Consider the following 12,394-nt stretch of genomic DNA (forward strand, 5'->3'; position numbering starts at 1 on the left):
TTTGCTCAAATGATTAAAGGGTAAGGATTAAAACAAAGCACTTTTCAATCGATTAAAAATGAGCGCGCGCACTTCTCGTTCCTTGATCATTGAGTTGAGTAGGTTGGAGCTATAACGAATTAGTTGCCCCCGCTGCTCACGATCACGGATGATTTCTAAGCTATTTTTGACATAGTTTCGAGCCATCACCGTTCTACGGTTTGGATGGGTTAAACAGATCAGTTGACCGCGCTCGATCTGCTCTTTAATTTTTCTTCTTCTAATTTTTCCGCTAGTGGTCTTGTTGATCCGACCTTGATGCAGCAAATAAACACCTTCTACAGGCAAACCGATATCAGCCGCGACTTGTTCTTTAACCTGAGTTCTGATGGTTTCAAAATTAAGTGTCTTGTCTATCGACTTCTTTTTGATCTCAAGCACAACCGTGACACCGTCAGAATTACCGAAATTCACTGCTGCCACACAGCCTTTACGGACAGCAGGATGTGCTGTTTCAACAGAACACTCGATATCTTGTGGGTAATAGTTTTTGCCACGGATGATGATCACATCCTTAAGGCGACCAGTCACATACAGGTCTCCGTTTTTAACAAAGCCCATATCACCAGTTCTCAAGTAGTGCACTTGACTAGGCTTATCTGCCTTATCGAAGATGGTTGCAGCAAAGGTTTCCTGATTGACCTCAGGCTTCTGCCAGTAACCCGCAGTGACACTCTCACCTGCTAGCCAGATTTCACCGACTTCATCAGCCCCTACCTCTTTGCGGGTATGTGGATTGACAATACGGCAATCAATGTGTGCGGAAATCTTGCCACAGCTTACTATTTGCACGGCTGTCTGATCTTGACTGGTCTGCACCAAATTGGCATTCAACTTTTCACGATCAATTGAAATAGCATTAAGCGGACCAGTCACACCACTGACTAAGAGCGTAACTTCTGCCAAGCCATAGCACGGCAAGAAAGTATCCATTCTCAATTTCGACTGAGTATTGAACTTCTCCATGAAGCTTTGCATAACATGAGCTTTGATTGGCTCGGCACCGTTAAACATCACACGCACACGGCTCAGATCAAGCGCTGCTGCGTCCTCATCAGAAATGCGATGCAGACACAATTCATAGGCAAAGTTTGGTCCGCCACTAATCGTGACACCTTTTTCACTAATGAATTGCAGCCACTTAAGAGGTTTACGAATAAAATCCAGCGGTGACATTACATAGCAGGTCAGACCTACATACACAGTCTGCAAAACTGAGCCGATTAATCCCATGTCATGATAAACAGGTAGCCATGTAAGACCGATATCATCGGCTTGTGTACCAAAAGCTTCAGCAATCATGACTTCATTTGCCATGATGTTTTTATGGGTGACGATTACCCCTTTAGGCCAACCAGTTGACCCTGAAGTGTATTGAAGGAAGCAGATATCGTCTTCAGCAATATGTGGAAAATCCTTTTCCACTAAGTCACGCTGCAATTGGGCATCAACAGCATGCAATATTAAACTTTCGTTTTGGGCTTTTAATGTGATAAGACCCGATAGCTCAAGAATCTTTTTGGTTGTGAGTACTATCTTTGGCTCACAGTCATTCATAATATTCAAAATATTAGAAAAACCGTTGCGGTTAAAAGGCAAGCTGACAGGTACTGCGATAATTTTAGCTTTTAAACAGGCAAAGAACGATACGATAAAGTCCAATCCAGGCTCAAACAGCAACACGGCGCGATCACCGCTATCTACAAGATTCATTAAGATTTGGGCCTGACGTTGAACTTGCTCGTTCAGCTCTGCATACGTCAGAGATTGAATCCCACCGGATTGGCGCCCTAAATACTCGAAAGCAACCCTAGCTCCATTTGAATTTGCGTGGGATTCCAAAGTTGCAATGATATTATCCGTACCCATTACAGCCATAACTTACTCCGATTAATTATAATTCACCCTTTAAACTCGCTAATTCAGAAATGACACTTCTAGCTGGGGCTTTTAATAAAAAATGAATATACTTTTTGTTTAAAATATAAATTCACATTATATTTTATGTGCGAGTGTTTTTTATTACACCTGTAAGGTTTTACAGGTTGGCCTGTTTTTATTAAGAATTAAGAAATTGGATATCTTTCATAAATTATTTTTATTCAGTTCAATATTGTGAAGGCGGGCAATTGAATTAAACCTCTAACTCAATTTTTGCCCTTATTTCGTTAATGTTTAATAGTGTTTCGCAAGTTTTTAGCATGCCAACTATATGGCCTGTTCGTATTCTTATTTTGTGAGTCTCTTGATTGGACATCTTGTATTCACAATCTAAAGTACTGTTTTATTTGCTTTTCTTAAGGGCAATAAATGATTCAGGTAAGACCCCCTCATAACCTTTATTTATAAGGATAAAGCTCCTAAAGAAATCTGCTTTAATTTGTACTTGAATAGCTTAAAACTATGTATAACATCTTGACTGATATACAACCCTATAAATTAATAAATTTTATCTTCTGAGAATCGATAAAACACGAATACCAAATTTTAAAACAATAATATTAATAAAATATTTTTAATTATAAATTTCATTTATTTTTATTTTATCATTAAGTAAAAATACTATTAAACCACCCCATAAAAAAATTTTAAAAACCCTTATAAATAAGATTATCCATATAAATTCGACTTTAATTAAAATTTTCTTAAATTAAAAATTCTCAATTAAATCCACTTTAAATAAATATCTAATAATAATTTATTTTATCAAAATTAATTATTATATTTCTATATATCTAACTTTATAAAATTCCTAACATCACGGCTCTAATCGCTGCTGAAATTTTATTATTCACATTTAACTTTTGCATTGAATTACAGAGATGAAAATTTACTGTTCTTTCAGTTACTCCTAGAATCTGAGCAATCTCTGCTGACGTTTTTCCTTCCGCAGTCCAACGTAAAACCTCTTTTTCCCGGTTCGTTAAATAAAGATTAAACTGAGCAAATTCTGTTTCATTCACAATTTTAGCAATACTGGAATGTACTGTCTGAGATAGCCAAAACATATTGGTATATTGAGCTTTCTGCTCTTTTTCTAATAATTGGTCAGTGGACCTTGCTAGTGTTAGCATTCCCCTTGTACCAATAAAGTCACGGCTTGACTGTGCCCAACCGACGTTTAAACCATAAGAACGCGCCTCCTCCCAAAAATCTTTTTGAGATTGTGTGTTTGCAGATTGGCTCGACCAGACAAGAGGTTGAAGTGATAGCATACAATGCTGTACGGTTGGATCCACCCTGACATATTGCTGTTTAACATAACGCTTCTGCCATGCTTCGGGATAATTATTCAACATAATTGTTTTTGGTTCAGCAATAGATAATGGCGACTGCATACCATAAGCACAATAATCAAATCCAAGCTTTGAAGCTGTAGATTTGACTACTTCAAATAGCTGATATTCATTTTTTACCATCAGAGATGCTGATAGTAGATCTTCTTGCCAATTTTCCATTTACTCTCATTAAACCTCATGCATAAATCATTTTTATTTAGTTGCATATAGTGAATTCATAATCCAATTAACAACATTTTTGAGCCTGAGAGGGTGGTAAATTTTTCGGATAAACTGGTTTCAGAAAGCTTTTTAAGGTTGTTATATTGCACATGCGAATTATGCTTGAAAGCCTCAAATTTACAGGATGCATTTTATTCCAAAAATGAGTATTTTTTATTTTTAAAAGGAGCCTATTATTTCTTCTTATTTGTATATTTCTATTAATTTAACTAAAGAATAACATCTACAAGTGATACTAGCAGTATAAATTTTTATTTATTACTTAATGAAATGCATAATAATGATAATGATTTCGAAAATATTATTTTAATAATAGGATAGATATTATCTACAATACATATAAAAAACTTAATCTATTGATAATCTTGAAGCAAGCAACTCTCATATTGAAGCTATAGATGGGTCAATTTCTGCATAAGTAAAACTCCCTGCCCGAAGTACTTTCTAAAGAACAGCTTAACGTTGTGTATCACCAGATTACGGCTAACCTGTAAAACTTAACAGTATTTTGTTGGCAATAATTTATGTTATTTATCTATAGAACTGTAATTCAAGTCACTTGAATAGGTAGCATGGTCACAATCCCCCCTGATTTTCCAATCTCAACAGATGGTTTTATTCGGATGAATGAAATCCAGCTTATGAACTATCCCCTCCAACACCTCATATCTATTGTTGAAACTACACAAATTGAAGACTCTCGAATTCTATATTGTGGGTTTACTGAATGGGCAACATCACGGAGCCCAGCTTTAAGTACCGGATGGGACTGGGAATTTATTGAGAACAATGGAATTGCTAGCTTAAAACGAATTGGGCTACCTCGAAGCAATATCATGATTGTTGATTTATCTGGTACAGATATTGGATTTGATGTTACTGAAACATTAATCAAAAAAAAATAGATTCTTTGTTTTGGGAACAGTTCATTTATGCTCAAATCAATACAACGCAAACAAAGACTAAATTAAGTCCAAATTTCTCTTAGAAACCTGTAAATTCTTACAGTTACCACCTTTTCAGCTGTCGAGTAAAGTCGCCTGAAAAATAAGTGGAAGCACTTGTAATGAATGTTATTGCTGGATTCCAAAACAATTTTTCAGAAGTCCTATATACCAAATTTAAAAGTTACCGCTACAAGGTATTTGTTGAACATTTGGGTTGGGAGTTGAACTGTCCAAATAATGAAGAACTAGATCAATTTGATAAAATCGATACAGCTTACGTCGTCGCTCAAGATAGAGAATCCAATATTATTGGCTGTGCCAGACTACTACCCACGACTCAGCCCTATTTACTGGGTGAAATATTTCCTCAATTAATGAATGGAATGCCTATTCCTTGCTCACCAGAAATTTGGGAATTATCAAGATTTTCAGCCGTAGATTTCTCAAATCCGCCGACCTCTGCTAATCAAGCAGTGTCATCCCCAGTCTCTATTGCAATTCTGCAAGAAGCGATCAACTTTGCAAGAAAACAAGGTGCCAAACAACTCATTACGACCTCACCTCTTGGGGTAGAGCGGTTATTACGTGCCGCGGGTTTTCGCGCCCATCGTGCCGGACCGCCAATGATTATCGATGGATATGCTATGTTTGCATGCTTGATTGAAGTTTAGTTTGCTAAATCAAAGTCTAAGAATTGGTGACATAGCAAAGATGAAGGTCTTAAGCCCGAATCTCGTTTGACTCGCTAAATTTCAAAAGCCCTAGTCAAAAGATTAGGGCTTTTCTTTATTTGAAGATTCAAACTGAATATTAAGACTGCTCAGTAATTTTGGTTTTCAAATTTAATTCTGATTTCTTATGGTAAGCCTCATCAGTTTTAGTCTGCCAATCACGTGGCATAAATGAAGTCGATATGATCGCAACGATAGCCATAGATCCAATATAAATCATAATTAAATAAGGATTACCCTGCCCGATACTTAAAAGTTTGGTCGCAATTAACGGTGCTAAACCACCACCAAGCACCCCAGCCAACTGTACCGAAATTGAGATTCCGCTATATCGAATTTCTGCCGGAAATTGACGGGCAAAAAGCTGAGCTTGTGGTGCGTACATAATGGGAAAGACCACGCCAATTGCTAAAACAATTGCTGTCCAGACTAATACTGGGTCTTTTGTGTTGAGCATGGTGAAAAATGGGTAGCAATAAAGTGCCAATATGCATAAACCAAACATGAACATATTGCGTTGACCCACTTTATCTGACAAATGTCCACATAACGGTGTCATAAATAGGATGACTATTGCACCACAAATGGTAGCAAACAAAATGTCTTGGCGTGCGATCCCAAGTTGTGCAGTGGTATAAGCCAAGGTAAAAGTTGAAGCAATATAGAACCATGCATTCTCGGCAGCACGCGCTAAAATGATAGTGATGAGTTGCTTTGGATGGTTTTTAAAAACTTGTAAGGCAGGAACTTTGACTTCTTCAGACTGTTGTTTTACTTTTTCGAAATCTGGTGACTCAGGTACTTTCACTCGAATGTACCAACCTACTGCGAGTAAAATAATGCTGGCAAGAAACGGTAAACGCCACCCCCAGCTAAACAGTGCTTGTTCAGGTAATAACGACACCAGTCCTAATGCAATTGAGGCTAGCATTAAACCGCCACCTGTACTGGCTTGAGGTAAACTTCCCCAGAACCCTTTACCACCTTCGGGTGCGTGTTCAACGGCCATAAGCACAGCACCGCCCCATTCACCGCCCATTGCCATCCCTTGAATGAATCGTAAGACAACCAAACAAATTGCTGCCCAGTAACCAATTGATTCGTAAGTTGGTAATAAGCCAATCAGTACTGTTGGAATACCCATGAGCATCAGAGTCAACAGCAACATCGATTTACGGCCAATCTTGTCACCAAAGTGACCAAAGACTAAGCCGCCTAATGGTCTCCCAATAAACCCAACGGCATAGGTGGCAAATGCAGCGAGCACGCCAGTAAGTGCGTCTAGATTTGGGAAAAATAGCTTATTAAAAATGAGTGCCGCCGCCGCACCGTAAATAAAAAAGTCATACCATTCAATGGTGGTACCGACCATGCTAGAGATGCCTGCTAATCGATGTGACGACTTTTTAGTATTTGAACCGTTTCCATGTATTGATTGCATCGTAATATCCTTTTTAGATTTTCTTGTTTTATCTTTTTTATGCTTATGACCAGCCCTGACCATAAGCATTTTCAGGTCTCGCTTTATCTCCTTAAGCTTTTTATGTTTTTGTAATGCGATTTAGTTCAATTTTTCTAAAATTGGCTCAAATTTCGAATTACGTTCTTGCCACTGTGGTTGTTTATCTTTATCGACAATGAGAGCACGCACACCTTCAATAAAGTCACCATGCTCAAACCAGATATCCTGTAAATCACGTTCAAGCTGCATACACTGCGGTAAAGAAAGCCCACGGCCTAAATGTTGCAGTTTCAAACTGGTTTGTTTGGCTATAAATGAGCGCTGCTGCAAAATACTGAGCATCTTACTTGCCCAAGCTTTTAAGCTTTCATCTTTTTCATTTTCAAGACTTTGCTCGATTTCATCTAAATGCTGATATCCGAAGTGTTTACGAATACCTTCTGCCAATTGTTTGAGCTCACTTTCAGCAGGACGAGTAATAAATCGGGTAATGATGTGTTCAATTCCCTCTTTAGTTAAACTTGGCGCTTCAACGAGAGCATCTTGCAAAGCTTGTAACTGCTCGCTTGGCACATGATAGTCAATTAAATCGAGATAAAGCGCATCGCTACTGCTGATCTGCTCACCCGTAATTGCCATATAAACACCAATATCATCAAGACGAGAAAGGAAATGCGTTGCGCCAACGTCTGGGAAAAAACCAATCGCTGTTTCAGGCATGGCAAATCTAGATTTTTCGCTGCTCACCACAATGTGACAAGCCTGAGCCAAGCCAAAACCGCCACCTAATACATAGCCATCAAGTACAACAATGACTGGCTTTGCATATTCACGTAGTACATTCAACATTTTATATTCGGCACTAAAGTAGCCTTTGTAGTCGGCCGTGCCATTTTTATAACTGTCGTAGAGATAGCGGATATCGCCACCTGCACAGAAGGCTTTTGGGCTATTTGATTTGATTAAAACGGCCTGAATACCAGCATCATTTCGCCACAGTTCCAATTGGGCACCAATACTTTTAATCATGTCTAACGACAATGCATTGAGATGAGTCACACGGTCTAAGGTAATAATGCCGAGCTTACCTTGTTGCTCAATCATTAAGTGATTTTCTGTATTCATTTTATTGATCTCTTATTGATTTTTAAAATTTGCCTTTCGTTTTTCAACAAAAGCCTGCATTCCTTCTTTTTGGTCAAATGTTGCAAATATTGAATGGAACATACGTCTTTCAAAACGCAAGCCTTCAGTAAGGTTTACTTCAAAAGCTCGGTTGATGGTTTCTTTAAGCATCATGTTTGCAGTTAAAGATCGTGCCGCAATTTTTTCAGCTGCTTGCAAGGTTTGTTCAAGTAATTCTTCTTTGCTAAACACACGTGCGACTAAACCACTTTGCTCTGCTTCTACAGCGCCCATTTGACGAGCGGTAAAACACATTTCCATTGCTTTAGCTTTACCAATGGCATGTGTTAAGCGTTGTGTGCCACCAATACCCGGAATTACCCCTAAGGTGACTTCAGGTAAGCCAAACTTGGCGTTGTCAGCACAATAAATAAAGTCACACATAAGCGCCAATTCACAGCCACCACCTAACGCATAGCCACTCACCGCTGCAATTAGAGGTTTACGGCGCTGTGCAATTCGGTCTGCAAGATGGAAAAAGTCATCAAAATAAATATCAGGAAACGCTAAATCAGCCATTTCTTTAATGTCTGCACCTGCGGCAAAAGCTTTTTCAGAACCTGCCAATACCATGCAGCCAATTTCGCGGTCTTTTTCGAGCTGATCTAATGCCTGATTAATTTCACTAATTAATTCGCTGTTTAAAGCATTGAGCGCTTGAGGGCGATTTAATGTAATCAGTCCAACCCCATTACGCTTTTCTAATAAAATACTTTGCCACTGCATTATTTATTCCTTGTTCTGATTTTATAGACTACGTGCGATGACTAAACGCTGGATATCACTTGTGCCTTCGTAAATTTGACAAATACGCGCATCACGATAAATGCGTTCAATTGGGAAATCTCTGAGATAGCCATAGCCACCAAACACTTGTAGCGCACTCGAGCACACACGCTCAGTCATTTCTGAAGCAAATAACTTGGCCATTGACGCTTCGTTGAGACACGGTTGACCTGCTTCTTTTAAACGCGCAGCGTAGTGAACCAGTTGTCTCGCTGCTTCAATTTCAGTTGCCATGCTAGCAAGGCGAAAAGCGATGGTTTGATGCTCAAAAATTGGTTTTCCAAAAGTAATACGCTCTTTGGCATAGCGAGTCGCTTCTTCGAGCGCCGCACGTGCTAGACCAACTGCTTGTGCTGCAATACCAATACGGCCACCTTCCAAATTGGCAAGAGCGATTTTCAAGCCCTCACCTTCTTTGCCAAGCATGAGGCTTTTATGAATGCGCACATCGGTCAGAGCAATCTGACACGTATCTGAAGCATGCAGACCTAGTTTTTCTTCAACACGAATCACTTCATAACCCGGCGTTTCACGTGGGACTAAAAATGCACTAATGCCCTTTTTACCCGCGCTCGGATCAGTCACTGCAAACACAATAATGACACCTGCATTATCACCCGAGGTAATAAACTGCTTGGCACCATTTAAAATGTAATCATCGCCATCTTTCACCGCTCGGGTTTTAAGAGCTGCCGCATCTGAGCCAGTATGTGGTTCGGTTAAAGCAAAAGCGCCGATCATTTCACCTTGCGCCAAAGGTTTTAAAAAACGCTCTTTTTGCTCATCAGTACCAAATTTTAAAATAGGCACACAGCCAACCGAGTTATGTACACTCATGATGGTTGAGGTTGCGCCATCTGCTGCCGCAACTTCTTCGAGGGCTAGTACATAGGCTAAGTTACCCGTGTCAGAACCACCCCATTGCTCTGAAACAAGCATACCCATAAAACCGAGTTGCCCCATTTGAGCCAATGTATCTTTTGGGAATGTCCCGTCTCGATCCCAATCGCTGGCATTAGGCTTAATTTGTTCTTGGGCGAAACTTTTCGCCATATCACGAATGAGTAATTGTTCTTCGGTAAATTGCATTGTTATTTCCTTTACCCTGCTTTAGCTTGTTGTTTAGCAATTTCTTGATTACGCAATAAAAAGCGCTGAATTTTACCACTTGGAGTTTTAGGTAATTCACTCACAAATTCAACTAAACGTGGGTACGCATGTGCAGAAAGTCGTCTTTTAACAAATTGGCTGAGTTGTTCAGCAAGTGCATCTGAAGGTTGAGCATCCGTAGCTAAAATTACAAATGCCTTAACCACTTCGGTACGGTCTGGGTCAGGCACACCAATCACTGCGGCCTCAACCACTGCATCATGTTCAAGCAAAGCACTTTCTACATCGAATGGCCCAATCCGATAACCCGATGTGGTGATTACATCATCACTACGACCAACAAAGCTCATGCTGCCATCGGCATGTAACTCGGCAGTGTCGCCAGTTAAATAGTAATGACCAACAAATGGTGATTTTCGGCTTTCTTTATAGCCACCAAACCACATCATTGGAGACTGGCTAATGTCGACTGCTAAAATTCCTGGTGTGTCTGGTGGAAGTTCTTCACCTTGTTCATTGACAATCGCAACACGGTAGCCCGGACTTGGGAAACCTGCTGAACCGGCATGAATTTCATGTTTTAAACCATGATGATTACACACCACCATGCCTACTTCAGTTTGCCCATAGTGATCATAAATCGGAGCATCAAGCATTTGTTTAAACCAGCGAATCACTTCTGGGTTAAGCGGCTCGCCTGCGCTGCTCACCACACGGAACTGCCCTCTTAACGGCGCCATTTGTGCTGGATCAGCTGCCATCATCATGCGGTAAGCAGTCGGAGCACCTGCCAAGTTGTTGATTTTATAATCTTTCACAATTTGACATAGGCTATCTGTACTGAAACCACCTTCATAGAACAAAGTAGCGTGGCCCAAGAATAACGGCCCAGTAATCGCGTAGTACAAACCATACGCCCAACCCGGATCGGCGATATTCCAGAATGAATCTTCTTCGGTTAAACCAATGGCATCTTGCATATATCGACCAAAGGCAATCAGTGCTTTTAATGGCACTTCCAAGGGTTTAGCAGGACCTGTAGTGCCTGAAGTAAACATGAGTAAGAAAGGATCTTGGATGCTATGCATAACCAAATCACATTGATCGGACTGCTGCTTCACTTCATTCCAAAAGTTAAAATCACCTGCTTTAAGCGGAGTACCTTGTGCGTCGGCGACAGTCACAATTGCAGGGCAATTTTCAATTTCATCAAGCTTGCTACGGTTGCCAACATCGGTCACCACCAGCTTGCTTTGTGCAAGCTGAATACGGTGCTCAATCGCTTTTGGGCCAAATGCAGTAAATAGTGGTTGATAGACGGCACCAATTCGCCAAGCTGCAAAAATCGTCACGATCAATTCAGGTGTTCTTGGTAATAGACCTGAAATACGGTCACCTGCTTTCACACCTTGTGATTTTAAAAAGTTAGCAAATTGACTCGACCATTCCTTTAATTCACGGAAAGTATATTGCTCTTTTCGTCCGTCTTTTCCTTGCCAATACAGCGCAATTTTGTCGCCATCTGCATGTCGATCACAGCATTCATAACAAGCATTTAAGGCATCAAGTGAACCTGATAACATGTGTTTTGCAGCACTTTCCAAATCGAAAGTCTGTGCAGCATTTTGATAATCCATCATATCTTTTCCCTCAGTCCGGATTTGTTGTTATTCACGACAGGGTTTAATGTGTTTAAAGCCATCCTTTGGCTTTACCGTTACGCCTCTTGTGGTAGGTATTGCTGAATAATGCTCGAAAAATCGAGATTGGCATTCCCGCGCATGCACATTTGCTGATAGAGCTGCTGTACCATGCCACCTAATACAACTGGCTGTTTGACTTGGCCCGCGGCCTCTACAGCGAGTCCTAAATCTTTTAGCATCAGCTGAGTCGCAAAGCCGTCTTGGTAGCCTCGAGATGCTGGCGCATTTTCATTAATATGTGGCCATGGGTTACACACATCAGAGCTCCAGCAACGACCACTTGAAGTATTAATCACCCCTGCCAATGCTTGTGGGTCGATGCCCAGCTTTACACCGAGTGCCATACCTTCAGCAACAGCGGCCATTGAAATACCTAAAATCAGGTTGTTGCAGATTTTGGCAATTTGACCTGCACCGACATCACCACAATGAACAATATTTTTGCCCATGTGGCTAAGTACAGGTTTCACTTCATTAAAGGTTTGCTCATCGGCACCTACCATGAAGGTTAGAGTTCCTGCTTGGGCACCAATGGTTCCACCTGAAACTGGTGCATCACAGATTTTAATATTTTTGTTTTGCGCAACAGTGGCAATGTCTTTAATGGTTTGTGGGTCAATGGTACTGCTATCAATGCATAAGCTACCTGCTTTTAGCACTTCCAATACACCATTTTCACCCAAGTAAACTTCTTTAACGTGCTTGGCCGCAGGTAGCATGCTAATGACCACATCAGCTTGTTTTGCTGCTGCCTGCGGGCTGTCGCATACTATGCCACCTGCCTCGGCGAAGTGCTGAATCGCAACTTCACTGAGGTCATATCCATAAACATTGAGTCCGGCTTTAAGTAGGTTATGGGCCATTCTGCCGCCCATATTCCCTAGACCGATAAAGGCGATATTCATCCGTG

The 12,394-nt window shown here is 40.4% G+C and carries 9 protein-coding genes and 1 pseudogene; 2 read left to right on the top strand and 8 right to left on the bottom strand.

Annotated features, from left to right (window positions below; all coding sequences use genetic code 11):
- Positions 1 to 27: 27 nt before the first annotated feature.
- Together AOLE_RS18835 and abaR are read right to left on the bottom strand one after the other, a co-directional pair.
- Positions 28 to 1,917, bottom strand: coding sequence for a fatty acyl-AMP ligase (locus AOLE_RS18835; protein WP_013199204.1), 1,890 nt, complete (start codon positions 1,915 to 1,917; stop codon positions 28 to 30).
- 863 nt (positions 1,918 to 2,780) lie between these two features.
- Positions 2,781 to 3,497 carry a LuxR family transcriptional regulator AbaR gene (gene abaR / locus AOLE_RS18840; RefSeq protein WP_013199205.1) on the bottom strand — a complete coding sequence of 239 codons (717 nt, stop codon included), beginning with the start codon at positions 3,495 to 3,497 and terminating at the stop codon, positions 2,781 to 2,783.
- Positions 3,498 to 4,132: 635 nt separating this feature from the next.
- Between abaR and AOLE_RS18845 the strand changes: the two are divergent.
- Positions 4,133 to 4,548: pseudogene (locus AOLE_RS18845) on the top strand (DUF4902 domain-containing protein).
- A gap of 63 nt (positions 4,549 to 4,611) precedes the next feature.
- Complete coding sequence (abaI, locus tag AOLE_RS18850; RefSeq protein ID WP_081399226.1) at positions 4,612 to 5,178, top strand: acyl-homoserine-lactone synthase AbaI; 567 nt, start codon at positions 4,612 to 4,614, stop codon at positions 5,176 to 5,178.
- 139 nt (positions 5,179 to 5,317) lie between these two features.
- On the opposite strand, the gene AOLE_RS18855 is transcribed toward abaI, so the two are convergent.
- The 6 genes from AOLE_RS18855 to mmsB all read right to left on the bottom strand — a co-directional run bounded on the left by AOLE_RS18855 (position 5,318) and on the right by mmsB (position 12,389).
- Positions 5,318 to 6,679, bottom strand: coding sequence for an MFS transporter (locus AOLE_RS18855; RefSeq protein ID WP_013199208.1), 1,362 nt, complete (start codon positions 6,677 to 6,679; stop codon positions 5,318 to 5,320).
- Positions 6,680 to 6,799: 120 nt separating this feature from the next.
- Positions 6,800 to 7,825 carry an enoyl-CoA hydratase/isomerase family protein gene (locus AOLE_RS18860; RefSeq protein ID WP_013199209.1) on the bottom strand — a complete coding sequence of 342 codons (1,026 nt, stop codon included), beginning with the start codon at positions 7,823 to 7,825 and terminating at the stop codon, positions 6,800 to 6,802.
- Between the two features lie 12 nt (positions 7,826 to 7,837).
- A complete protein-coding gene (locus tag AOLE_RS18865; RefSeq protein ID WP_013199210.1) occupies positions 7,838 to 8,611 on the bottom strand; it encodes an enoyl-CoA hydratase in 774 nt (257 codons plus the stop codon).
- A gap of 21 nt (positions 8,612 to 8,632) precedes the next feature.
- The gene (locus AOLE_RS18870) at positions 8,633 to 9,760 is read right to left on the bottom strand and encodes an acyl-CoA dehydrogenase family protein (RefSeq protein ID WP_004795362.1); all 1,128 of its coding nucleotides are present in this window, start codon (positions 9,758 to 9,760) and stop codon (positions 8,633 to 8,635) included.
- A gap of 11 nt (positions 9,761 to 9,771) precedes the next feature.
- Positions 9,772 to 11,421 (bottom strand): AMP-binding protein, encoded by a 1,650-nt coding sequence (locus AOLE_RS18875; RefSeq protein ID WP_013199211.1) that lies wholly within the window; start codon positions 11,419 to 11,421, stop codon positions 9,772 to 9,774.
- Between the two features lie 77 nt (positions 11,422 to 11,498).
- Positions 11,499 to 12,389, bottom strand: a complete 891-nt coding sequence (mmsB, locus tag AOLE_RS18880) for a 3-hydroxyisobutyrate dehydrogenase (RefSeq protein ID WP_013199212.1) — start codon at positions 12,387 to 12,389, stop codon at positions 11,499 to 11,501.
- Between the last annotated feature and the right edge of the window lie 5 nt (positions 12,390 to 12,394).

Source organism: Acinetobacter oleivorans DR1, assembly GCF_000196795.1.
In the GTDB taxonomy this organism is placed as follows: domain Bacteria; phylum Pseudomonadota; class Gammaproteobacteria; order Pseudomonadales; family Moraxellaceae; genus Acinetobacter; species Acinetobacter oleivorans.